Source organism: Bradyrhizobium centrolobii, assembly GCF_001641635.1.
In the GTDB taxonomy this organism is placed as follows: domain Bacteria; phylum Pseudomonadota; class Alphaproteobacteria; order Rhizobiales; family Xanthobacteraceae; genus Bradyrhizobium; species Bradyrhizobium centrolobii.
Window position 1 is genome coordinate 50,586 of the sequence record NZ_LUUB01000054.1, and the last position, 21,245, is coordinate 71,830.

The following is a 21,245-nucleotide window of genomic DNA, read 5'->3' on the forward strand; positions in this document are numbered from 1 at the left end:
AAGGCACGCGAATCTTAAGACTATTTTGCAGGAAAGTGGAATCCGCAAAGTCCCGTAAGGGAGCCGGCGATCCTAGCGCTGGACCACCGGCGGCGAGGGCCACACCGAGCCCTGCCGCGCCGGCGCGGGATTTGCGGGCCGCGCCGGCGGCTTTTTCTGCTGCGTCGGCTTCGGCGGCGTGGTCGCGGTCGGCGCCGTATCGACAGCGGCAGGCGCGCCGGGCGCAGGCGCCTGCGCATCGTCGGCCGGCTCGACCGTGTCGTTCTGGATCTGCTTCTCCATCGCGCGGAGCCTGGCGACGTTTTTCTGATGCGCGTCGTAGGTCTCGGTGAAGGCGTGCCCGCCGGTGCCGTCGGCGACGAAATAGAGGTCGCGGGTGCGGGCCGGGTTGGCGGCGGCCTCGAGCGAGGCGCGGCCGGGATTGGAGATCGGGCCCGGCGGCAGGCCGTCGATCACATAGGTGTTGTAGGGCGAAGGCTGCGTGATCTCGCTGCGCTTGATCGGCCGACCGAGCGTGCCCTTGCCGCCGACGAGGCCGTAGATGATCGTCGGATCGGACTGGAGCTTGATTTTCTGCTTCAAACGATTGACGAACACCGCGGCGACGCGGCTGCGCTCGTCCGGCTTGCCGGTCTCCTTCTCCACGATCGAGGCGAGCGTCACCAGCTGCTCCGGCGTCTTGACCGGAAGATCCTGGCTGCGGCGCTCCCAGATCTCGGCCAGCACGCGCTTGTGCGCCTGCTGCATGCGCTGGATCACCTGCTCGCGCGTGGTCCCGCGCGGGAACTTGTAGGTCTCCGGCAACAGCGTGCCTTCACGCGGCAGCTCACGCACGCTGCCGGTGAAGATGTCGTTGTCGGAGAGCCGCGCCACGATCTGCTCGGAGGTCAGGCCTTCCGGAATCGTGACGGCATGCTGCACCACCTTGCCCTCGACGATGGTGGCGATCACGTCGCGCAAGGAGGCGTTCCTCTGGAACGAATATTCGCCCGGCTTCAGGTCCGAACTCGCCTTCAGCGCAGCCACGCTGGCGATGAACACCCACGGATTGACGTCGGTCACGCCTTCCCGGTTCAGGGTCTCGGCGATGTCACGCTTGCCGGCGCGCTGGGGGATGTTGACGATCTTGTCTTCGTTGAGCGGTCCCGGCGCCTCCAGCACCTGCCGGCCGTAATAATAGACGGCGCCGGCGCCCAGCATGCTGATCAGCACGAGGGTGATGATGGCGTTTCCGACGACCACGAGGGGGTTGCGCGCCCGGTCCGATCGCTTCGGCGGCGGCGGGACCTGCTCGGGCTCCAACGCGGCCCGCGGACTCCGCGGCGAAATGGGCGGCCTTTCACTCATCGAAGCAACCTGAATCCTGCCGGTTCAATCGGGGCCTGACAATCGCTTGCCCTGCCAAACGTACACGCCCACGACTATGACTATCGCCGAATACGGCAAAACGGTGGATTCGTCTCAAACGCAAGCTAATCGGCCAGGCGCCGGATGATCACCGACGCATTGGTACCGCCAAAACCAAAAGAATTCGACAACACGACATTGATCTCACGCTTCTTTGCAGTATGCGGCACGAGATCGATCGCGGTCTGGACTGACGGATTGTCCAGGTTGATGGTCGGCGGCACGACGTTATCGCGAATCGCGAGAATGGCGAAGATCGCCTCGATCGCGCCGGCCGCACCGAGGAGATGGCCGGTCGACGATTTGGTCGAGGACATCGCGACCTTGGAGGCGGCATTGCCGAGCAGCCGCTCCACCGCGCCGAGCTCGATCTCGTCGCCAAGCGGCGTCGAGGTGCCGTGCGCGTTGATGTAGTCGAGATCGGACGGCGTAAGGCCTGCGCGTTTCAGTGCCGCCGACATGCTGCGGAAGCCGCCATCGCCATCGGGCGACGGCGACGTGATGTGATAGGCATCGCCGGACAGGCCGTAGCCGATCACCTCGGCATAGATCCTCGCGCCACGACGCCTGGCGTGATCGAGCTCTTCCAGGACCACGACGCCAGCACCCTCGCCCATCACGAAGCCGTCGCGGTCCTTGTCGTAGGGACGCGAGGCCTTCTCGGGCGTCTCGTTGAAGCCGGTGGAGAGCGCGCGCGCCGCGTTGAAGCCGGCAATGCCGATGCGGCTGATCGGCGACTCCGCGCCGCCCGAAACCATCACGTCGGCATCGCCGAGCGCGATCAGGCGGGCGGCATCGCCGATCGCATGCGCGCCGGTCGAGCAGGCCGTTACCACCGAATGGTTCGGTCCCTTCAGCCCATGCTCGATCGAGACATAGCCGGAGGCGAGATTGATCAGGCGGCCCGGAATGAAGAACGGCGACACCCGGCGCGGCCCACGCTCCTTCAGCAGGATAGCGGTGTCGGCGATGCCGTTGAGACCGCCGATGCCGGACCCGATCATGGTGCCGGTCGCGCACTTGTCCTCTTCGGACTCGGGATGCCAGTTGGCGTCGTCGAGCGCCTGCTTGGCGGCCGCCATGCCGAAGATGATGAAATCGTCGACCTTGCGCTGGTCCTTCGGCTCCATCCACTGATCGGCATTGAAGCTGCCGTTGGAGCCGTCACCGCGCGGCACCACGCAGGCGATCTTGGTCTGGAGATCCGAGACGTCGAAGCTCTCGATCCGGCGCGCACCGCTCTCGCCGTTGAGGATGCGCTTCCAGGTCGGCTCGACGCCACAGCCGAGTGGCGTAACCATGCCGAGGCCCGTGACGACAACCCGCCTCATATCGCAATCTCCGCTTCGAAAGATTCACGGCCGATAACAAGAAACCGGGTGACCGCTGGTCAGCGGTCCGTCCGGTTTCAATGTTGTCCCGCGAAATGAAGAGCCTTAGCTCTTCGCGTTCTTCTCGAGAAACTTGGTGGCGTCGCCGACGGTGAGAATCGTCTCCGCGGCGTCGTCCGGAATCTCGCAACCGAATTCTTCTTCGAACGCCATCACCAGCTCGACGGTGTCCAGACTGTCGGCGCCGAGGTCGTCGATGAAGCTCGCGTTGTCGACAACCTTCTCGGGTTCAACACCAAGGTGCTCGACCACGATCTTCTTAACCCGCTCGCCAATGTCACTCATTGCTTAACCTCTTGTTCCCTGTAGACCCGACCCCCCGGGACGATACGAGCCGTCGTGGTCGTTGACTGCCTTCGCTTACGAACTTTGATTTGGCCCCATCCTAGCCGATGCAGGGCCCGGCGAACGACGGCCAAAGCTCTGCATCGCCAATATACAGGGTTTCAAAAACCTGCAATGGCGTTCTTTGCCCATCCGTTGAAGGTCCGGTTATCATACTTCAACTGCCTTGACTATAAGCCTCATTTCACTCCGGAAACGGCCGTTTGCCGCATCCCGCGCCGCCCACTTGCGGGAGGTGCGACGCGGGTTCAGATCATGGCCATGCCGCCGTTGACGTGGATGGTCTGGCCGGTGACGTAGGCTGCTTCGTTCGAACTCAGGTAGACGGCGGCCGCCGCAATGTCCTCGGGAGTGCCCAGGCGAGCGGCAGGAACCTTGGTCAGAATCGTTTCCCGTTGTTTGTCGTTCAGCGCATCCGTCATCGGCGTCTTGATGAAACCGGGCGCGATGCAGTTCGCAGTGACGCCGCGCTTGGCATACTCGGCGCCGAGCGTCTTGATCATGCCGATCAGGCCGGCCTTCGACGCGGTGTAGTTGCCCTGCCCGGGATTGCCGGTGACGCCGACCACCGAAGTGATGGCGATGATGCGGCCGAAGCGCTTGCGCATCATCAGTTTGGTGGCGGCGCGCGCGAGCCGGAAAGTGGCGGTCAGGTTGACGTTGATGACCTCGTCCCAGTCTTCGTCGCGAAGCTGGACGAAGAGATTGTCGCGGGTGATGCCGGCATTGGCGACGAGGATGTCGACCTGCCCCATCGCCGCTTCCGCGGCGGGCACCAGCGCCTCGACCTCATCGGCCTTGGACAGGTTGCAGGGCAGCACGTGGACGCGCTCGCCGAGCTTGCCGGCAAGCTCGTCCAGCACTTCCTTCCGCGTTCCCGAAATGGCGACCGTAGCCCCCTGCGCGTACAGGGCCTGCGCGATCGCGCCGCCGATGCCGCCGGTCGCGCCGGTGACGAGCGCCTTCCTGCCAGTCAGATCAAACATCGATAACTCCTCTAGGCCTGCTTCGCAGCGGCCAATGCATCCTTGGCGGCGGCAACGTCGTTCGGTCCGCCGACCGCAACCCCGACGGCACCGTCCGCAATGCGCTTGACGAGACCGGTGAGCACCTTGCCCGCGCCGATCTCGAAGAAACGGGTGACACCCTGCCCTGCCATATAGGCAACCGACTCGCGCCAGCGCACCGTGCCGGTGACCTGCTCAACAAGGCGGCGCCGGATCTCGTCGGGGTCCGTGACGGCACTCGCCAGCACGTTCGACACCAAGGGCGCCGCCGGCGCCTTGATCGTGACCTTCGACAGCGCTTCCGCCATGGCATCGGCGGCCGGCTGCATCAGCTTGCAATGGAACGGTGCGGATACCGGCAGCAGCATCGCGCGCTTGGCGCCCTTGCCCTTGGCGATCTCGACGGCGCGATCGACGGCTGCCTTGTCGCCGGAAACGACCACCTGCCCGCCGCCATTGTCGTTGGCCGCCTGGCAGACCTGGCCCTGCGCCGCCTCGTTGGCGACTTCCATCGCGGCCTCGTAATCGAGACCGAGCAGCGCGGCCATGGCGCCTGCGCCGACGGGGACAGCTTTTTGCATTGCGAGACCGCGGGTGCGAAGGAGACGCGCGGTGTCGGAAATCGTCAGGCTGCCGGCCGCAGCCAGCGCCGAATATTCGCCGAGCGAATGGCCGGCCACGAAGGCCGCGTCCCGCCCGACGGAAAAACCGGCCTCGCTCTCCAGCACACGCAGCGTGGCGACGGAGACCGCCATCAGCGCCGGCTGGGCGTTTTCGGTGAGCTGGAGGGTTTCAGCGGGGCCATCCCAGATGGTGGCCGTCAGCTTTTCCCCCAGCGCGGCGTCGACCTCGTCGAACACGGCGCGCGCCGCCGGAAAGGCGTCGGCCAGGGCCTTGCCCATGCCAATCGCCTGGGAACCCTGCCCCGGAAATGTGAATGCTGCCGTCATCGGCGCTCCCTGCTTGTCGAGCGTGATCCCTGCGAGAACCGGCAGCCGATTACGCGCAGGCTTACGTTCTGGTTCCGGATCACGCTCCAAAGGGGGCCGTAGACACTGACCGAGGCCGGAATGTCAAGCCGAGATGGAAACCCCGACCGCCATTCAACTGGGGACGACGCCCCTCAAAACCCGCCGGCGGTCTGGTTGGCGTCGACCTCCGCACCCGCCCGCGCGCGGCGCGCACTGTTCACCAGTTGGCCGGGACGGTCCTCGTGATCGGGCTTCGCTGTCGCGAGCCGCAGCACCGCGGCGTAATTCGGCTGCACTTCCATACGGCCAGCGTGCCGGCTCTCGCTCAGCAGGCGATGCACCTTCGGCAGATTGTAGCAGGGCACGTAGAACAGGAGATGATGCTCGAGGTGGTAGTTCACGTAGTACGGCGCGATGAACAGACGCTCGAGGAAGTTCGCATGCGTGGTACGGGTGTTGCGCAAGGGATCGCTGCTGTCGGGGACGACGGCGTGCTCGGCGATGTTGCGGATGCGGGTGATGACCATCATCCAGGTGAGCAGCGGCACCAGCCATAGCAGCGGATAGGCCCACCACACGCCGGCCGCCGCAAGCGCCGCGAACATCACGGCGTTGACGATGCATTGCGGCCCGAGCTTCTCCCAGAAATACGCGGCACGCTGACGCCACGGCCAGGCCTTCGGGCCAAGCGCGTTGAGCAGTTGCGCCTTGCGCTGCTGGTAGCCGGTCTGCCCCGTGATGTCGCGAATGAACTTGCGGCGATAGCTCAGCCTGGTGATCGGGAACGGCGCCGACAGCACGAGGTCGGGATCGTCCTCCTGCTGGGTGCGCGCGTGATGCTGAAGGTGATAGCGCCGATAGCTGCGCGTCTCCGCGAACAGCGGATAGGCGCAGAACCACTGGCTCAGCGCGAGATTGGTCCTCTCGTCGGCGGAAAGGCAGCCATGCGCGCCGTCATGCATGAGGATCGCAAGCCCGAGCTGCCGTGAGCCGATGATGGCGACGGCGAAAATATAAGTGAGCGGATTGGGCCACCACGCAACGAGCGCGATCGCGCCAAGGATCAGCACCCAGGCATGCGCGATCAGCGCGACGCCTTTCCAGGTGACGCGCCGGCGCACATCGACGAGCTGGTCCTCGGTCAGGAAATCGCGGGCACGCATGCGAAGCGCGGTCATGGCCTAACTCTCCCCGTCCGAAGTGGTTGAAGGATCGCGGTCGTCGACAAGCCGCAGACGCGCGGCATCGCCCGTTGATTTCGCCTGCTCGCCGAGGACGCGCAGCATCTCGCCGCAAAGCTGTTCGGGCGAGCGGCCCATGGCGTAGCCTTCGAGGATGACGCCGATCGCGACGGCCCAGAACCGCCGCGAGCTTTCGTCGGGCGCGCGCAGGGAGCGCCAGCCGTGCCGCGCGACCTGGCTTGCGTAGGCGCGCGCGCCCTCGGCATGCAGGCGCTCGATGGTGCGCTCGACCAGCGGCGCGAGATCCTGGCGCCGCCGCGTCAGCGTCAGCGCCTCAGCGAAGAAGGCGACCGAATCGCTCGCCGTGACCGTTTCCGCCAGGGCGTGGGTGTACTCCCGCGGCGAGCGCGCCTTGAGCGCGGCCTGCTCGGTCGCGCGCGCCAGATACAGGAGATCACGGCAGGCGCACTCGACGAACAGCGCCTCCTTGGTGCGGAAGTAATAGGTGATCTGGCTCGGGAAGGCGTTCGCGGCGGTCGCGATGTCGGCGATCGAGGTGCCGGACAGCCCCCGCTCCTTGAACAGCGGGCTCGCCGCATCCAGCAGCAGCGAGCGCATCTTGCGGCCTGCCGAGCGCGTGGCGCGCGCTGCGTGCTTGGGGTCGCCAGCCGACTCAGATGGGGCCTCGACGGACTTTCCCGCCATTGGATCCTCCCTGGACTTGTTTGTATGATATACAAACAAATAAATCAAGCCGATTCGGTCCCGTTTTGGACCCCGCACCGGGACCATCCGGGCCGAAACTTGGCCCCTGCAACCTTGCCAAGCCGGCCAAAATCCGTATAAAGCGCGCCATCCGCAGACCCCGGCCGGGAGCTGAACGGACGGTCTCAGCAAATTCACTCGTGATTTTGATGTGGCAGGGCCAGTCGGCCCGTCGTCCCGTGTTTCCGCCTTCTGAGCTTAAGTCCGAGTCCTTTCCGAAGGCCTCGAAGGGCTTGACGCCGGGTGAAGCGCCAACATGAGGAAAGGACATCCATGCCTCTTTATGAGCATGTTTTTCTCGCGCGTCAGGACGCGAGCCCGCAGCAGGTGGAAGAGCTGACCGCGCAGATGACCGGGATCGTCGAGGGTCTCGGCGGCAAGGTCACCAAGACCGAGAACTGGGGCGTGCGCTCCCTCACCTACCGCATGAACAAGAACCGTAAGGCGCACTTCGTGCTGCTCAACATCGACGCGCCGTCCGCGGCGATCGCCGAGATCGAGCGCCAGGAGCGCATCAGCGAGGACGTGATCCGCTATCTCAGCGTCCGCGTCGAGGAGCTCGAGGAAGGCCCGTCCGCGATGATGCGCAAGGCCGACCGTGATCGCGAGCGCGACGACCGTGGCGGCGGCTTCCGCGGCGAACGTGAAGGCGGCTTCCGTGGCGACCGTGAGGGCGGCTTCCGCGGTGACCGCGGTCCGCGCCGTCCCCGCGAGGACGCTGAAACCACGACGGATCAGGAGTAAGAACAATGGCTGAAGCTGGCGCCCGCCGTCCGTTTTTCCGTCGCCGCAAGACCTGCCCGTTCACGGGTCCGAACGCGCCGAAGATCGACTACAAGGATTCCAAGCTCTTGATGCGCTACGTCTCCGAGCGCGGCAAGATCGTGCCGAGCCGCATCACTGCGGTCTCCGCGAAGAAGCAGCGTGAGCTCGCCCGCGCCATCAAGCGCGCGCGGTTCTTGGGCCTCCTGCCCTACGTGATTCGCTGATACGACCGACTTCGACCGGCGGCGATGACGTCGCCGGTCGCGACGTTCTGAATTCATAAGGCTTCCGGGTCGTCCGGTTGCCGATGGTTGGGGCAAGAGATGCCTCTAACCGCTCGGAAGGGGCGGGACAGCTGATGATGGCCTTTGGACTGATAGCCCTGATCGCCGGCGCTGCGTCGGCCCTGATGTTCGCCTCGATCGTTTCGGGCGCGCTGATCTCGCTCGTCCTGTTCTATCTCGCACCGCTGCCGCTGATGGTGGTCTCGATCGGCTGGGGACCGCTTTGCGCGAGCCTTGGCGGCATCGCGGCCGCGATCGGCCTCGGCGCCCTGTTTGGCCTGCCCTATTGCCTCGCCTTCGCCGTCACCGTCGCGCTGCCGGCCTGGTGGCTTGGCCATCTCGTCCTGTTGGGACGCCACGTGGGCGCACCTCCCGACGCCACCGATCCGCCGGCCGAACCCGAAATCGAGTGGTACCCCGTCGGCCGCATCCTGCTGTGGATCGCAGGCTTCGCCACGCTGACCGCGATCGCGGCCCTCCTCACGCTCGGCACCGACGCCGACAGCATCACCGGCACGCTGCGCCGCGGCCTGATGCGCATCCTCCACGCCACCGATCCGCAGGCTGCCGGCGAAGCCGACCAGTTCGTCGATGCCTTGGTGCGGATTGCGCCGGCCGCCGCCGCCATCGTCTCGATGATGACGCTCACCCTCAACCTCTGGCTCAGCGCAAAGGTGACGGCGACCTCGGGCCGGCTGCGCCGCCCGTGGCCGAACCTGATGACATCTGAGCTTCCGACCATGACGCTTGCCGTGCTCTGCATTGCGCTCGCCTTCTGCTTCACCGGCGGACTGCTCGCGATCATCGCGCAGGTCGTGACGGCGGCGTTGATGATGGCGTATGCGCTGACCGGCTTTGCCGTGCTGCATACGCTGACACTCGCGCTGAAAAGCCGCGCCTTCTGGCTCGGCTCCACCTACGCCGTTGTCGTCGTGTTCGGATGGCCCGTCATCGCGATGGTGATTCTCGGGCTCGCGGATGCCGTGTTCGGCATGCGCGAGCGCTTCCTGCGCAACCGGCAACCGCCGCCGCTGCCAACCCCTTAAGTCCACCCCTGAAAAACTGAAACCCACAGCACTTCAAAGGAGAACGTTATGGAAGTCATTTTGCTGGAACGCGTGAACAAGCTCGGCCAGATGGGCGAAGTCGTGAAGGTTCGCGACGGCTATGCCCGCAATTTCCTGCTCAAGCGCGGCAAGGCGCTGCGCGCCACCGCCGACAACCGCGCCAAGTATGACGGCATGAAGGCCGAGCTCGAGGCCCGCAACCTCCAGGCCAAGGGCGAGGCGTCCAAGGTCGCCGAGAAGATCGAGGATAAGAACATCATCGTGATCCGCCAGGCCTCCGAAGCCGGCCAGCTGTTCGGCTCGGTCACCGTGCGCGACATCGTCGCCGCGTTCGAGGCCGACAGTGTCCACCTCGACCGCCCGCAGGTGCAGCTCGACGCGCCGATCAAGACCATCGGCAAGCACACCCTCACCGTCGCGGTTCACCCCGAGGTCGAGGTCGAGATCACCGTGACGGTCGCGCGCAGCCAGGACGAGGCCGAGCGCATCAACCGCGGCGAGGACATCTCGACCCGCAACGAGGACCGCGATGCCGCCGCCGAGGCGATCGCCGCGGCCGGCGAGTTCTTCGATCCGGAAGCCCAGCACGAGGACGTCGTGGAGCCCGCCCCGGCTGCGGAAGAGACCGAGAAGTAAGTCGCGGATACAACATGTCATGCGCGGGCTTGACCCGCGCGTCCATCATCAAAGAGTTTCTCGCTGAAGGATGGATTGCCGGGTCAAGCCCGGCAATGACAAGAAAACGGAGCCCGGCCGCCTCACGCGGCCGGGCTTTTCGTTGTGGCGGCGACGGCCTCGCTCAGCATCGCGATCGAGGCCAGGGCCGTCGCCGTATGCCTTTCCACGCCGTCGGTCAGGCAGAACACGTCGGCCGCGACGACCGCGACCTGACGGCCCGGCTTGATCACCCGCGCCCGGCAGATCAGCCTTTCGCCGACCGCCGGCGCCAGCAGATTGAGCTTGTATTCCGCCGTCAGCGCCGGCTGGCCGCGCGAGGTCGCCGCAGCGATCGTCGTGGCGTTGTCGACCAGGAAGGCAGTGACGCCACCGTGGAAGAAGCCGTGCTGCTGCAACAGCTCGGGCCGGCGCTCCACCGCGATCGTGCAGCTGCCGCGCGACAGCTCCGACAGCTCCGCGCCAACGAGATTCATGAATCCCTGCCGGCCGACATTGGCGTGGATGCGCTCCGCTACGGTGGCGAAATCGGGATCTGCCTCGGTTCTCATGACGCTACTCCTCATTTTGTGTTGATACGCTCGGGCGGCAGCAGCGCGCGGATGGCGCACGCGATCAGCGTGTCGGCCTCGCTGCGCGGATCGGTCCGGTCGCGGCCCGAGAGAAAGGCACGGCAAAACACCTGCGCCGGGCCGATAAGCTGGCTGATGAACATCACCGGCGTCATCAGCAGGAGATCGCCGCGTGCGATCAGCGGTGCGCGCCAGCGCTCGATGCCTTCGGCAAGGCGTGCATTCTGCGCACGCTGGGCGTCGCGAACGTCCTCGCTCCATTCGCTGCGCGAGATTTCGAAGAGATAGCGCGCCTCGCGGCGGCTCAACACGACCCAGTCGAGATGCGCACGGATCAGGCGATCGATGCCCTGCCCGGCATCGGGCACCGGATCGAGCGCAGCCAGCATCGCACCGTGATAGTGGCGCAGCACTTCCAGGAACAGCGCGCCGGCGAGCTCCTTCTTCGATCCGAAGACGTGGAAGAAACTGCCATTGGAGGCGCGCGCGCGAGTGCGGATCGCCGCCACCGTCGCGGCCTCGAAGCCCACGCGGTCGAACACCGCAAGTCCTGCGGCCAACAGCTCGTCACGCACGCCGGATGACATGAGCTTCTCCTAGAGTATTACTCTAGAGCGTCACTCTAGAAACGGTCAATACGATACGGAGGCCGCGATGGACGCGACCTCCGTGACCTTGAGCTGACGATAGTGCCTATCGCGAGATCGGTGGGGTCGGCGGACCGGATGGCTCGGCCGCCGCGGGCGCCGTGGCGGTCGCGGCCGGCGGCGGCTCCTGCGGCTTGGCCGCAGGCTCGGAGCCGCCGCTGGTCGTCGTCTCGGCCGGTTTGGGCGCAGCCGCTTCAGCCGGCTTCGGCGCAGCGGGCTCGGCCGGCTTCACAGCGGTCGCCGGGGCCGGCGTCACCTGCGGCACTGGATCGGGCCGCAGCGCCGGAGCCTCGCTGCTGCTCGGCTCGACCTTCGCGCTGTCCGGCTTCGGTTCGGCGGGCTTCTCGGGCGCCTTTGCGCTATCCGGCTTGGCTTCGTCGCGCCCGGCGTCGACCTTGGTGCTCTCGCTCTTGGGTTCGGCCTTCGGCCCGGTCTGGGGTTCGGTCTTGGGCTCAGACTCGACCTCAGATTTGGCCTCGCCCTTCTTGTCGTCGGCCGATGGCGCGGCGGCGTCGACCTTCGGCGCCTCCTCGCTCTCCGGCTTGCCGCGCCTGCTCATGCGCTTGGACTTGCGGCCCTCGGGGGTGCGCTCATGCGTAGCCTGGCCCTCGGGCTTGGCGTTTTCCTGGGCGCCCTCCTCGCTCGGCCTGGCCGTGCGCCTCTGGCGCACGCCTTCAGGCGCCGGGGCTGCACCCTCCCCCTCCGGCTTCGCAGCTTCCTGTGACCGCTGGCGGCGGCCCTGATGTTCAGGCGCCTGGGCAGGATTGGTGTTGGCATCCTTCTCCTTGCCGCCGTCCCTTTTGTCCTTGCCTTCCTTAGCCTGGTAACGCGCGTCGGTCGCGCCGTTGGAGACGAGGTAGGAGGCTAGAATACCCGCCATGTCCGGGCTCGTGGTGTAGTGCTGGCGCAGGAAGCCCGGCAGCGATCCCGGCGGGACCGTCTTCAAAAGCCCGCGCGGGCTCTTGTGGCAGGCATTGCAGGTCTGCGCGAAAAGCTGGGATGGCGACTTGCCGGCCTCGAGGTTGGTCGCCTGCGCAAGAGCGGCGTCGGTCGCGCCGAAGCCGATCAGAAGCAATACCGTCGCGAGGCTGAGCGCTCGGCTCGACATTCCCATCATCTCCATTGAAAAAACCGCAGACACAACCGTTATCCGGCGCGGGGGTCACCTTTTAGCCGATTGTGACGCGAATGGAAGGCAGCTGATCGCGCAAGGATGTGATCACGCGATTTTCGAATATCGGCTTTGAACACAACGCAATAGCGCAACTGGAACACGCTGACTAGATTTACATGCAAGCGCATAGGAACCGATCCGGTCCCTGGGCGTCAGAACAGAAGGCCGGGTTAGTCGCATCTTTTCGGGTTCGCTCGAGAGGGCGGTGTCGATGGACCGTTTGTTGCGTAAATTCCTGTCTCAGTTCATTCGCCGCGGGTCGATGACGGTGACCACGGCGAGCGGGGTGAAGTTTACCGTCGGCGATGGCTCCGGCGAGCCCGTGGCGGTTCGCTTCGTCACGTCGGACGCGCAACGCAAGGTCCTCATCAATCCCGAGCTCGGGCTTGGCGAGGCCTACATGGACGGCGAATTCGTCGTCGAGCGCGGCACCATAGCTGATGCCCTCGCGATCCTGCTCGATCAACCCGACCTATTGCCGCAGTGGGCGAAGCCCTGGTGGCATCTGCGCTATCTGACGCGGCACCTGAGGCAGTTCAATCCGCGCTCGCGCTCGCGCAGCAACGTCGCACATCACTATGATCTCGACGGCCGGCTCTATTCGCTGTTCCTCGATGCCGACAAGCAATACAGCTGCGCTTATTTCGAGACACCGGATACCTCGCTCGACGATGCGCAGCTCGCCAAGAAGCGGCACATCGCTGCGAAGCTGCTGGTCAAGCGCGGCCAGCGCGTGCTCGATATCGGCTCGGGCTGGGGCGGGCTCGGCCTCTACCTCGCCGAGATCGCGGGCGGCGACGTCACCGGTGTCACGCTGTCGACGGAGCAATTGCAGGTCGCCAACGCGCGCGCGGCCGAGAAAGGCCTGATGGGATCGGCAAGGTTCCTGCTCCAGGATTATCGCGATAGCGAGGGGCCGTTCGACCGCATCGTTTCGGTCGGCATGTTCGAGCATGTCGGCGTGAAATTCTATGACACCTATTTCAAGCGGTGCGCCGAACTCCTGAGCGAGGATGGCGTGATGGTGCTGCACTCGATCGGCCGCTCGCAGGGGCCCGACTCCACCAATCCGTGGATCGCGAAATACATCTTCCCCGGCGGCTATATCCCTGCACTCTCCGAGGTGTTACCGGCAATCGAGCGTGCAGGACTGCTGGTGTGCGACATCGAGATCCTGCGCCTGCATTATGCCGAGACGCTGAAGGCCTGGCGGGAACGCTTCATGGCGCGGCGCGAGGAAGCGGTGCAGCTTTATGACGAGCGCTTCGCGCTGATGTGGGAATTCTATCTCGCCGCCTGCGAGATGACGTTCCGCAAGCAGGACATGATGAACTTCCAGATCCAGCTCACGCGGCGCCAGGGCGTGGTGCCGATGACCCGCGACTACGTCGGGCATGAAGAGGCCCGGCTGCGCGCCATCGAGGGCGGCGCCAAGCCCAGGCTGAAGCTGGCCGGCGAATAAGATCTAGTGACGCAAGCCTGTGGATTGGTGGGGCCGGAAGGATGCCGGGAGCGCCAGGTGCACCCGCAGCCGCGCAATCGTCTCCTTCGGGACCGGCTCGCGCCGCCGTTCCGGGCGGGCAACGTCCTCCATGGCGGCGATCAACCCCGACAGCCAGAGCCGGCTACCTGCCTCACTTCACCAAACCTGGGGCTGCCGTTCTGGCCGCATCGCTTGCCTCGTCTTCCTGACGACGGTTCCGGAGAACAATAACCCGCTGCCCGTCTGCCTGTTCCGCAGCTACCCCGAAAGAATCCGGGAAGATGTGATCTGCTTCACAAAAGTCTGGTCCGCCCTGGCCTAGACCGTCGCCATGAGCAAAGACACCCGAACCTCCTTCGACGTGCCGGACGACCTCCGCACCGACTACGCCCTGATCGCCACCGGCGTCGGCGCGGCCCTGGTTGCGCTGGTCTACCTCCTGCTGGTCTGAGCCCTGAGCCCGAGCACGGCGAGCGCGCGATGGTGCGCGCGCTCATGGATGGGTCGGCGCGCAGACACATAAGGTTCACATCATCCGGAGTTTTCCGTGGCGTCACGGCGACCGCCACGAAGCCGGGCAATTTCCGCCAAAATCCGTCAAGCGCCGCGCATGCTGCGGCTGCTAATCATCCACCATTTTAACTGAGCGGTTGATAGCGATCAGCTTTCGCTTCCGCTTTGGGCTGGGGCGGCGCTTTATCGCCGCCCCGCACCTGCCAAGAAAAATTGCTAAGCACGTCCCTCCATGGCCCTGACTGATTCGACCGTCCTCAAACTCGCGCCCGATCCCGGAACCCCCGCCTATCGGAGCGCGCCGCATAATATCGAGGCGGAACAGAGCCTTCTCGGCGCGATCCTGGTCAACAACGATGCCTTTTACCGCGTCTCCGACTTCCTGGAGGCGAAGCACTTCTTCGAGCCGCTGCACCAGACGATCTTCGAGACCGCCGGCAGCCTGATCCGGATGGGCAAGATTGCCACACCCGTGACGCTCAAGACGTTCCTGCCCGCCGACACGGACGTCGGCGGCATGACCATCGGACAATATCTGGCTCGCCTCGCCGCGGAAGCGACCACCATCATCAACGCGCAGGACTACGGTCGCACCATCTACGACCTGTCGTTGCGCCGCGACCTGATCGGCATCGGCGAGGACATGGTCAACGTGGCCTATGACGCGCCGGTCGATTTCCAGCCGCGGGCGCAGATCGAAGACGCCGAGCGGCGTCTCTACGAGCTCGCCGAGTCCGGCCGTTATGATGGCGGATTCCAGAAATTCTCGCAGGCGCTGACGGTTGCGGTCGATCTCGCGGCGAAAGCATTCCAGCGCGACGGAAAGCTGTCAGGCATCTCAACGGGCCTGCGCGACCTCGACACCAAGATGGGCGGCTTGCAGCATTCCGACCTCATCATCGTCGCGGGACGTCCCGGCATGGGCAAGACGTCGCTTGCGACCAACATCGCCTACAATGTCGCGCAAGCCTACGTTCCAGAACTCCAGGCCGACGGCACCATGAAGGCCGCCAATGGCGGCGTCATCGGCTTCTTCTCCTGCGAAATGTCGGCCGACCAGCTCGCCACGCGTATCGTGGCCGAGCGCACCGGCATCCCCTCCTCCCACATCCGCCGCGGCGGCATCTCGGAAGCCGATTTCGAGAAGATCCGCCAGGTTTCGATCGAGCTGCAATCGCTGCCGTTCTATGTCGACGCAACCGGCGGTCTGTCGATCGCGCAGCTCATGGCGCGCGCGCGCCGGCTGAAGCGCCAGAAGGGCCTCGATCTCCTCGTCATCGACTACATCCAGCTATTGTCCGGCTCGGGCAAGCGCGCCAGCGACAGCCGCGTGCAGGAAATCACGGAGATCACGACCAGCCTGAAGGCGCTGGCGAAGGAGCTCAACGTCCCCGTGATCGCGCTGTCGCAGCTCTCGCGTCAGGTCGAATCGCGCGACGACAAGCGGCCACAGCTCTCGGACCTGCGTGAATCCGGCTCGATCGAGCAGGATGCCGACGTCGTGCTGTTCGTGTTCCGCGAGGAATATTACCTTGCCATGAAGGAGCCGCGTCCCGGCACCGAGGAGCACGCCAAATGGCAGGCCGACATGGAGCGCACGACCGGCCGGGCCGAAGTCATCATCGGCAAGCAGCGCCACGGTCCGACCGGCACGGTCGAGCTGCACTTCGATTCCTCGGTCACCCGCTTCGGCGACCTCGCGCATGACGGCCAGTTGCCGGATCGCAGCGACTACTGAGTTCCTTGAACCAAACCGGCCTCTTGCGTAAAACGGCGCGATGACACTGGCGTCGGACCCGAAAATGATCCCGCAAACCGGCCTTCTCTCCGCGGAGGCCAACGAGGCCGCCGCGCTTGCCGCATACGGCGGCGTGCTCACCGTCGATCTCGACGCCATCATCGCCAACTGGCGCAAGCTCGAGAAGACGGCGGTGCCGGCCGAGTGCTCGGCCGTCGTCAAGGCCGACGCCTATGGCTGCGGCGCCGCGCAGGTCGCGCGCGCGCTGAGCAAGGCCGGCTGCAAGACCTTCTTCGTCGCCACCATCGAGGAGGCGCGCACGGTGCGCGCCGCGGTGCCGGAGGCGGCGATCTATGTGCTCGGCGGCTATTTCCAGAATACCGGCGAGCACTACGCCGAGATCAATTGCCGGCCGGTGATCGGCGATCTCAACGAGCTCGCAGAATGGGACGTGTTCTGCCGCCGCACCGGCTGGTCGGGCGGGGCCGCGATCCATATCGACACCGGCATGAACCGGCTCGGCCTGACGATCGCGGATGCGCAGGCCATCATTCCCCGCATCAATGCCGGCGATCACGGCATCACGCTGGTGATGAGCCATCTGGTCTCGGCCGAGCAGCTCAACAGCCCGGTCAACGCGAAACAGCTCGCCGCCTTCCGCGGCATCGCCAGCGAGTTCGCCGGTGTGCCGGCGGCGCTCACCAATTCCTCCGGCATCTTCCTGGGCGCCCCGTTCCAGTTCGACCTGGTGCGGCCGGGCGCTGCGCTCTACGGCGTCAACCCGACGCCGGAGGCCGACAATCCGATGCAGCAGGTCGTGGATCTGAAGGCACGCATCGTGCAGATCCGCAGTATCGAGCGCGGCGAGACCGTCGGCTATGGCGGCACCTGGACCGCGCGGCGGCCGACGAAGCTCGCGATCATCGCGGTTGGCTATGCCGACGGCTACTTCCGCGCCGCCAGCTCCAATGACGGCACCCGCGGCGCCGAGGTGATCGTGGCGGGCAAGCGCTGCCCGGTCGCGGGTCGCGTCTCCATGGACCTGATTGCGATCGACATCACCGATCTGCCGCCGAACGCGGCGCGGCGCGGCCACATGGTGACGCTGCTCGGCGAAGGCATCACCGTCGACGAGCTCGCGCATCATTTCGGCACGATCGGCTACGAGGTGCTGACCAGTCTCGGCCGCCGCTACGCGCGCGTCTACAAGGGCGGCAACGTGGTGGAGCCGCTGCCGGCCGTCGAGCAGCCGCCTTCCCCGCCGCCGGTCGAGCAGCCAGCGAGCCCGCCGCCACTGCCGACCTAGCCAACAGCGCGTCCGGGACGCGAGACGGACCGCTTACTTCTTCCTGCTGTCGAGTGCCTTCTTGCAGGTCTCGCTGAGCTGGTCGCGCTTGCCGTTGAGGCAGGCGATGATGCCGCCAGTGCCAGGTGCAATGCCGGCGCAGAATTTGTCGTAGTCCGCCCTGCATGCGCCGCGCGCATTGGTCGACTGTGCCGAAGCAGCCCCGGAGAACGCGACGACGACTACGATGGCGGCAAAGCTCAACTTGGACATTGTATCTCCGGTATCAGAAGGCAGGAGCCGGTAGCTCTACATGAAGATCGCGACATTCAACATCAACAACATCAACCGCCGCCTGCCCAATCTGCTGGCATGGATGCGAGCGGCAAAGCCCGACGTCGTCGCGCTTCAGGAATTGAAGGCAAGTGATGGCGAATTTCCGGCAGCGGCCATCGAGAAGGCCGGCTATGGCGCGGTGTGGCGTGGGCAAAAGACCTGGAACGGCGTCGCCATCCTCGCCCGCAACGCCGAGCCCGTGCTGACCCGCGATCAGTTACCCGGCGATCGTGACGATCACGAGGCACGCTACATCGAGGCCGCAGTAGCCGGCATCATCATCACCAGCCTCTACCTGCCCAACGGCAATCCGCAGCCCGGGCCGAAATTCGATTACAAGCTCGACTGGTTCGCGCGGCTCAAGCGCCACGCCAAAGCGTTCCTCAAGCAGGATCTGCCGGTCGTGCTCGCCGGCGACTACAACGTCGCGCCGACCGCGATCGACATCTATCCGACACGCTCGTGGGACAAGGACGCGCTGATCCAGCCGAAGAGCCGCGCGGCCTTTGCCTCAATCGTCGCACAAGGCTGGTGCGATGCGATCCGTGAGCTGCATCCCGAGGAACGCATCTACACGTTCTGGGACTATCAGCGGAACCGCTGGCTGCGCGATGCGGGCCTGCGGCTCGATCATCTCCTGCTCAGCCCGCAGCTAGCCCCGCGCCTGGTCAAGGCCGGCGTCGACAGAAATATCCGCGGCGAGGATGGCGCCAGCGATCATGCGCCGGCGTGGGTAGTTCTGAAATAGACGAACGAACGCGTAGGGTGGGCAAAGCGAAGCGTGCCGACCCAGCTCGCTCATGTTGGGGGGACATGGTGGGCACGGCGCGAAGGCGCCTTTGCCCACCCTACGAGCGACGCCGGGTCATCGCACGTAATACTCCTGCACCGTATCCCAGGCCGCCTTCTGCAGAAGCTCCACGGTGGGCGCATCCAGCCCCATGGTGTAGGAATTCCCGACCGGCGAACGGCCCGTCAGAGCGGCAAGCGTCACGCACGCCGCCAGATACGTGCCTGCAGGGCTCGGGTGCCGCCTGTCCGGCGCATAAAGATTCAGCTCCGGTTGAAGCTTGCGGACACGCGCGAAGGCGAGCCCCGCAGGGATGACAAGCGCATCATTGGCATTGCCGGCGAGGGTGTAGGCCTCTGCCAGCCCTTCGGTCATTTCCGGCTTATCGGCATAGGCCCAGGACATGAACAGCACCGGCCGCATCTCATGGGCGCGGACGATGTCGCTGTCCTTCTTGGCGAAAGTGACGAACGCATCCTTCAACTGCGGATGGATCGGGCACTGGCTGCAATCCATCATCACGACAGCATCGAACTGCCGGCCCGGCTTGTTGAAGACGACGTTGTTCTGGTCGTCGAAGGAATAGGCGCCGATGCCGCCCGGCCGCAGCAGGTTCTCAATGTCGTGCCAGTCGAGACCGGAGCCGCCGATCGTGGCCATGGTGTTGCGATAGCTTGCCTTGCCGGCGGCATCCGCGGCGCGCTCCAGCAATGTGAGATGCCCGGGCATGCCGTTGTTGTAGTAGAAAAAGCTGTTGCCGACGAACAACGCGGCTTTGGGGAAGTCCGGCCCGAGCGTCGTGACCTTCGGCTTGGTCTGCGCCTGCGCCGGATTGAAGCAGGCCGCAACGGCCAGACACATCGCGAATATCGCTTGCAACAGAAGGCGCATCTTCGGCTTTCTCCCCGTTCACTCCCCGAGGCCGGCAACAGATCAGCTTTCCCTGACCGGCTCAAGAGGACGGGTGTGCAACGGAGGTGCGCGAAATTACATCGTCGTCACCACAGGTTCTTTCCATCGATCACATTCACCGGCACCGCGTCGAGGTCGAAATCGTCGAACAGGCGCGCGTTGACGGCGACCTTGGGATTGTCGAAGTCGGGCTTGCCGGTCGACCAGTCCGGTGACTCCGTATAGGTTCCGCAGCCGCAGTTCGCGCAGAAATGATGTTTGACGGTCCGGCTGCCCCAGAGATAGGTCGCGACGTTGTCGACGGGTGACAGCAGGCGGAATTGCGCCGGCTTGTAATAGGCCCACAATGCGCCACGCTTGGCGCAGAGCGAACAGGTGCAGCGCGTCACGCTCGCGGGCGCCTCGGTCACCTCGAATACCGTCTCACCGCAATGACAGCTTGCCTCAATCGGCATGACCGCTCCCTCCAAGAATGGCAGGAGATGGTCATAGCCTGCCCCTGCTGCCAACATGCTGTCAGCAGCGTGGCACGCCTAATTCGCGGACAGGCGCCTGGCGTTCGTGGCCACGTGCTCGCGATAGCACTCGATGATCGCGGCCGGCGCTGCGCCAGCAGGCGCCTCAGGGGCCGTCCCCTCCCATTTTCCAAAGCTTGACCGACCCTAGGCCCCTTGACGCCGCCACTCTGGTCATCCTACTGGTCTAACCAAGGTCATATCAAAACGAGACAGGGATGGAGCTTAAGCGGGCAGCCGAAGGCGAAAAGGGGTTCGAGAAGGTCTTTGCCTTCTTGCGCGAGCGCCTGCTTGCGGGCTCGCTCAAGCCTGGCGACCGCCTGATCTCGGAGCGCGAGCTTGCAAGCCTCCTCAGCGTCAGCCGCCCGATCGTCCGCGAGGCTCTGCGCGCCCTCACCGTGCTCGGCATCGTCGAGATCCGCGACCGCATCGGCACGGTGGTGACGCGGCCGGACGTGTCGGTCCTGAACGACTTCTTCACCTTCGCGCTCGCCCAGCAGGCGGACATGCTCGACGATGTCATGCAGGCGCGCGTCGCGATCGAATGCCAGGCGATCCGGCTTGCCTGCGAGCGCGCCGGCATTGCCGATTTCGAGCGGCTGCAGCGCGCCCTCGCCAAGATCGAGGAGACGATCGACGAGGCGGATGCCGGCGGCATGGCCGACTTCGAATTCCATCGCGCGATCGTCGTGGCATCACGCTCGGAGACGCTGACCGTCCTGCACAATTCGATGGCGGGCCTGCTCACGCATTCCCATCGCAGCCGCCGCGAGCTGGTTCAGGCCTTCCCGTCGATGAAGACGTACCTGATCGACGACCACCGGCGCATCTTCGAGGCGGTCGTCGCGCGCGATCCGGAGCGGGCGGATGCGACGCTGCGCAAGCATTTTGCCATCGGCGATGAATACCGGCGGCGAGCCGTCGTCGGCGATATGGACAAGACCAGCGCCTCACACTGATCGCAGACAGACTAACCAAGAAACGGACGAGCGACATGGGACGGGATGACAAGGGCAGCGTGGGCTTCATCGGCATCGGCACGATGGGCCGTGAAATGGTGCGCAACCTCCTGAAGGCCGGGCACGCGGTGCGCGTCTTCGATCTCAATGAGACTGCGGTTGCTGACGCCGTCAAGGAAGGAGCGGAACGCGCGCAGAATCCCGCTGATGCCGCTCGCGCCGCCGACATCGTCATCACGATGCTGCCCGATACGCCCCATGTCGAGGCGACCATTTACGGCGAGAACGGCCTCTTGAAGTCGCCACCACTCGGCAAGCTCATCGTCGACATGAGCACGATCTCGCCGGTCGCGGTCCGCCGCATCCATGCCGACCTGAAGCAGATCGGCGTCAGCTTCATCGATGCGCCGGTCTCGGGCGGCCCGCTGGGCGCCAAGAATGCCGCGCTCTCGATCATGGCGGG

23 protein-coding genes and 1 pseudogene are annotated in these 21,245 nt (G+C 65.3%); 11 read left to right on the forward strand and 13 right to left on the reverse strand.

The window, feature by feature from the left end:
• Positions 1 to 72: 72 nt before the first annotated feature.
• From mltG to AYJ54_RS16020, 7 genes are all read right to left on the reverse strand, one after another.
• The gene (gene mltG / locus AYJ54_RS15990) at positions 73 to 1,347 is read right to left on the reverse strand and encodes an endolytic transglycosylase MltG (protein WP_063699957.1); all 1,275 of its coding nucleotides are present in this window, start codon (positions 1,345 to 1,347) and stop codon (positions 73 to 75) included.
• Between the two features lie 125 nt (positions 1,348 to 1,472).
• Positions 1,473 to 2,738: a beta-ketoacyl-ACP synthase II gene (gene fabF / locus AYJ54_RS15995; protein ID WP_063699959.1), complete on the reverse strand. Its 1,266-nt coding sequence runs from the start codon at positions 2,736 to 2,738 to the stop codon at positions 1,473 to 1,475.
• 105 nt (positions 2,739 to 2,843) lie between these two features.
• Positions 2,844 to 3,083, reverse strand: a complete 240-nt coding sequence (locus AYJ54_RS16000) for an acyl carrier protein (RefSeq protein ID WP_008551805.1) — start codon at positions 3,081 to 3,083, stop codon at positions 2,844 to 2,846.
• A 308-nt stretch (positions 3,084 to 3,391) separates the two neighbouring features.
• Positions 3,392 to 4,129 (reverse strand): 3-oxoacyl-[acyl-carrier-protein] reductase, encoded by a 738-nt coding sequence (fabG, locus tag AYJ54_RS16005; RefSeq protein WP_063699961.1) that lies wholly within the window; start codon positions 4,127 to 4,129, stop codon positions 3,392 to 3,394.
• Between the two features lie 11 nt (positions 4,130 to 4,140).
• Entirely contained in the window at positions 4,141 to 5,100 is a 960-nt protein-coding gene (gene fabD / locus AYJ54_RS16010) for an ACP S-malonyltransferase (RefSeq protein WP_063700504.1), read from the reverse strand.
• A 173-nt stretch (positions 5,101 to 5,273) separates the two neighbouring features.
• Complete coding sequence (locus AYJ54_RS16015; protein ID WP_063699962.1) at positions 5,274 to 6,299, reverse strand: fatty acid desaturase family protein; 1,026 nt, start codon at positions 6,297 to 6,299, stop codon at positions 5,274 to 5,276.
• A gap of 3 nt (positions 6,300 to 6,302) precedes the next feature.
• On the reverse strand, positions 6,303 to 7,007 hold the full coding sequence (locus AYJ54_RS16020) for a TetR/AcrR family transcriptional regulator C-terminal domain-containing protein (protein WP_063699963.1): 705 nt from the start codon (positions 7,005 to 7,007) through the stop codon (positions 6,303 to 6,305).
• A gap of 333 nt (positions 7,008 to 7,340) precedes the next feature.
• On the opposite strand from AYJ54_RS16020, the gene rpsF reads away from it, so the two are divergent.
• From rpsF to rplI, 4 genes are all read left to right on the forward strand, one after another.
• On the forward strand, positions 7,341 to 7,811 hold the full coding sequence (rpsF, locus tag AYJ54_RS16025; protein WP_063699964.1) for a 30S ribosomal protein S6: 471 nt from the start codon (positions 7,341 to 7,343) through the stop codon (positions 7,809 to 7,811).
• Between the two features lie 5 nt (positions 7,812 to 7,816).
• Complete coding sequence (rpsR, locus tag AYJ54_RS16030; RefSeq protein WP_011441353.1) at positions 7,817 to 8,056, forward strand: 30S ribosomal protein S18; 240 nt, start codon at positions 7,817 to 7,819, stop codon at positions 8,054 to 8,056.
• Positions 8,057 to 8,190: 134 nt separating this feature from the next.
• A complete protein-coding gene (locus AYJ54_RS16035) occupies positions 8,191 to 9,162 on the forward strand; it encodes a DUF2232 domain-containing protein (protein ID WP_063699965.1) in 972 nt (323 codons plus the stop codon).
• Between the two features lie 48 nt (positions 9,163 to 9,210).
• Positions 9,211 to 9,819 (forward strand): 50S ribosomal protein L9, encoded by a 609-nt coding sequence (gene rplI / locus AYJ54_RS16040; protein WP_063699966.1) that lies wholly within the window; start codon positions 9,211 to 9,213, stop codon positions 9,817 to 9,819.
• A 122-nt stretch (positions 9,820 to 9,941) separates the two neighbouring features.
• On the opposite strand, the gene AYJ54_RS16045 is transcribed toward rplI, so the two are convergent.
• From AYJ54_RS16045 to AYJ54_RS16055, 3 genes are all read right to left on the reverse strand, one after another.
• Positions 9,942 to 10,409 carry a PaaI family thioesterase gene (locus AYJ54_RS16045; protein ID WP_063699967.1) on the reverse strand — a complete coding sequence of 156 codons (468 nt, stop codon included), beginning with the start codon at positions 10,407 to 10,409 and terminating at the stop codon, positions 9,942 to 9,944.
• A gap of 11 nt (positions 10,410 to 10,420) precedes the next feature.
• Positions 10,421 to 11,017 (reverse strand): TetR/AcrR family transcriptional regulator, encoded by a 597-nt coding sequence (locus tag AYJ54_RS16050; protein WP_063699969.1) that lies wholly within the window; start codon positions 11,015 to 11,017, stop codon positions 10,421 to 10,423.
• Between the two features lie 106 nt (positions 11,018 to 11,123).
• On the reverse strand, positions 11,124 to 12,185 hold the full coding sequence (locus AYJ54_RS16055; protein WP_063700507.1) for a hypothetical protein: 1,062 nt from the start codon (positions 12,183 to 12,185) through the stop codon (positions 11,124 to 11,126).
• Positions 12,186 to 12,462: 277 nt separating this feature from the next.
• On the opposite strand from AYJ54_RS16055, the gene AYJ54_RS16060 reads away from it, so the two are divergent.
• The 4 genes from AYJ54_RS16060 (at position 12,463) to alr (ending at position 17,291) form a co-directional block, all read left to right on the forward strand.
• Positions 12,463 to 13,713, forward strand: a complete 1,251-nt coding sequence (locus AYJ54_RS16060) for a cyclopropane fatty acid synthase (protein ID WP_063699970.1) — start codon at positions 12,463 to 12,465, stop codon at positions 13,711 to 13,713.
• 130 nt (positions 13,714 to 13,843) lie between these two features.
• Positions 13,844 to 14,056, forward strand: a complete 213-nt coding sequence (locus AYJ54_RS50695) for a hypothetical protein (protein ID WP_161491865.1) — start codon at positions 13,844 to 13,846, stop codon at positions 14,054 to 14,056.
• Between the two features lie 423 nt (positions 14,057 to 14,479).
• Entirely contained in the window at positions 14,480 to 15,985 is a 1,506-nt protein-coding gene (locus AYJ54_RS16065) for a replicative DNA helicase (RefSeq protein ID WP_063699972.1), read from the forward strand.
• 46 nt (positions 15,986 to 16,031) lie between these two features.
• On the forward strand, positions 16,032 to 17,291 hold the full coding sequence (alr, locus tag AYJ54_RS16070; protein ID WP_063700509.1) for an alanine racemase: 1,260 nt from the start codon (positions 16,032 to 16,034) through the stop codon (positions 17,289 to 17,291).
• A gap of 33 nt (positions 17,292 to 17,324) precedes the next feature.
• Here the strand turns inward: alr and AYJ54_RS16075 are convergent, their stop codons facing one another.
• Complete coding sequence (locus tag AYJ54_RS16075) at positions 17,325 to 17,543, reverse strand: cysteine rich repeat-containing protein (protein WP_063699974.1); 219 nt, start codon at positions 17,541 to 17,543, stop codon at positions 17,325 to 17,327.
• A gap of 40 nt (positions 17,544 to 17,583) precedes the next feature.
• Here AYJ54_RS16075 and AYJ54_RS16080 point away from each other — a divergent pair, with 40 nt between their 5' ends.
• Positions 17,584 to 18,354 (forward strand): exodeoxyribonuclease III, encoded by a 771-nt coding sequence (locus tag AYJ54_RS16080; protein ID WP_063699975.1) that lies wholly within the window; start codon positions 17,584 to 17,586, stop codon positions 18,352 to 18,354.
• A gap of 117 nt (positions 18,355 to 18,471) precedes the next feature.
• Here the strand turns inward: AYJ54_RS16080 and AYJ54_RS16085 are convergent, their stop codons facing one another.
• Together AYJ54_RS16085 and AYJ54_RS16090 are read right to left on the reverse strand one after the other, a co-directional pair.
• A complete protein-coding gene (locus tag AYJ54_RS16085) occupies positions 18,472 to 19,287 on the reverse strand; it encodes an SGNH/GDSL hydrolase family protein (protein ID WP_063699977.1) in 816 nt (271 codons plus the stop codon).
• Between the two features lie 107 nt (positions 19,288 to 19,394).
• Positions 19,395 to 19,763, reverse strand: a complete 369-nt coding sequence (locus AYJ54_RS16090; RefSeq protein ID WP_063699979.1) for a GFA family protein — start codon at positions 19,761 to 19,763, stop codon at positions 19,395 to 19,397.
• 278 nt (positions 19,764 to 20,041) lie between these two features.
• Between AYJ54_RS16090 and AYJ54_RS16095 the strand changes: the two genes are divergently transcribed.
• Positions 20,042 to 20,782 (forward strand): FadR/GntR family transcriptional regulator, encoded by a 741-nt coding sequence (locus AYJ54_RS16095; RefSeq protein ID WP_063699981.1) that lies wholly within the window; start codon positions 20,042 to 20,044, stop codon positions 20,780 to 20,782.
• A gap of 35 nt (positions 20,783 to 20,817) precedes the next feature.
• A pseudogene (locus AYJ54_RS52365) lies at positions 20,818 to 21,245 on the forward strand (NAD(P)-dependent oxidoreductase); the annotation flags it as partial.

Excerpts from the sequence above, each read along its gene's own strand:
- AYJ54_RS16020 (WP_063699963.1), bottom strand. The coding sequence starts at position 7,007 with ATGGCGGGAAAGTCCGTCGAGGCCCCATCTGAGTCGGCTGGCGACCCC.
- rpsR (WP_011441353.1), top strand. The coding sequence starts at position 7,817 with ATGGCTGAAGCTGGCGCCCGCCGTCCGTTTTTCCGTCGCCGCAAGACC.
- AYJ54_RS16045 (WP_063699967.1), bottom strand. The coding sequence starts at position 10,409 with ATGAGAACCGAGGCAGATCCCGATTTCGCCACCGTAGCGGAGCGCATC.
- rpsF (WP_063699964.1), top strand. The coding sequence starts at position 7,341 with ATGCCTCTTTATGAGCATGTTTTTCTCGCGCGTCAGGACGCGAGCCCG.
- AYJ54_RS16050 (WP_063699969.1), bottom strand. The coding sequence starts at position 11,017 with ATGTCATCCGGCGTGCGTGACGAGCTGTTGGCCGCAGGACTTGCGGTG.
- AYJ54_RS50695 (WP_161491865.1), top strand. The coding sequence starts at position 13,844 with ATGGCGGCGATCAACCCCGACAGCCAGAGCCGGCTACCTGCCTCACTT.
- AYJ54_RS16080 (WP_063699975.1), top strand. The coding sequence starts at position 17,584 with ATGAAGATCGCGACATTCAACATCAACAACATCAACCGCCGCCTGCCC.
- AYJ54_RS16035 (WP_063699965.1), top strand. The coding sequence starts at position 8,191 with ATGATGGCCTTTGGACTGATAGCCCTGATCGCCGGCGCTGCGTCGGCC.
- AYJ54_RS16055 (WP_063700507.1), bottom strand. The coding sequence starts at position 12,185 with ATGTCGAGCCGAGCGCTCAGCCTCGCGACGGTATTGCTTCTGATCGGC.
- rplI (WP_063699966.1), top strand. The coding sequence starts at position 9,211 with ATGGAAGTCATTTTGCTGGAACGCGTGAACAAGCTCGGCCAGATGGGC.
- fabD (WP_063700504.1), bottom strand. The coding sequence starts at position 5,100 with ATGACGGCAGCATTCACATTTCCGGGGCAGGGTTCCCAGGCGATTGGC.
- AYJ54_RS16075 (WP_063699974.1), bottom strand. The coding sequence starts at position 17,543 with ATGTCCAAGTTGAGCTTTGCCGCCATCGTAGTCGTCGTCGCGTTCTCC.
- AYJ54_RS16000 (WP_008551805.1), bottom strand. The coding sequence starts at position 3,083 with ATGAGTGACATTGGCGAGCGGGTTAAGAAGATCGTGGTCGAGCACCTT.
- AYJ54_RS16065 (WP_063699972.1), top strand. The coding sequence starts at position 14,480 with ATGGCCCTGACTGATTCGACCGTCCTCAAACTCGCGCCCGATCCCGGA.
- AYJ54_RS16015 (WP_063699962.1), bottom strand. The coding sequence starts at position 6,299 with ATGACCGCGCTTCGCATGCGTGCCCGCGATTTCCTGACCGAGGACCAG.
- fabG (WP_063699961.1), bottom strand. The coding sequence starts at position 4,129 with ATGTTTGATCTGACTGGCAGGAAGGCGCTCGTCACCGGCGCGACCGGC.
- AYJ54_RS16090 (WP_063699979.1), bottom strand. The coding sequence starts at position 19,763 with ATGCCGATTGAGGCAAGCTGTCATTGCGGTGAGACGGTATTCGAGGTG.
- AYJ54_RS16095 (WP_063699981.1), top strand. The coding sequence starts at position 20,042 with ATGGAGCTTAAGCGGGCAGCCGAAGGCGAAAAGGGGTTCGAGAAGGTC.
- AYJ54_RS16060 (WP_063699970.1), top strand. The coding sequence starts at position 12,463 with ATGGACCGTTTGTTGCGTAAATTCCTGTCTCAGTTCATTCGCCGCGGG.
- AYJ54_RS16085 (WP_063699977.1), bottom strand. The coding sequence starts at position 19,287 with ATGCGCCTTCTGTTGCAAGCGATATTCGCGATGTGTCTGGCCGTTGCG.
- mltG (WP_063699957.1), bottom strand. The coding sequence starts at position 1,347 with ATGAGTGAAAGGCCGCCCATTTCGCCGCGGAGTCCGCGGGCCGCGTTG.
- fabF (WP_063699959.1), bottom strand. The coding sequence starts at position 2,738 with ATGAGGCGGGTTGTCGTCACGGGCCTCGGCATGGTTACGCCACTCGGC.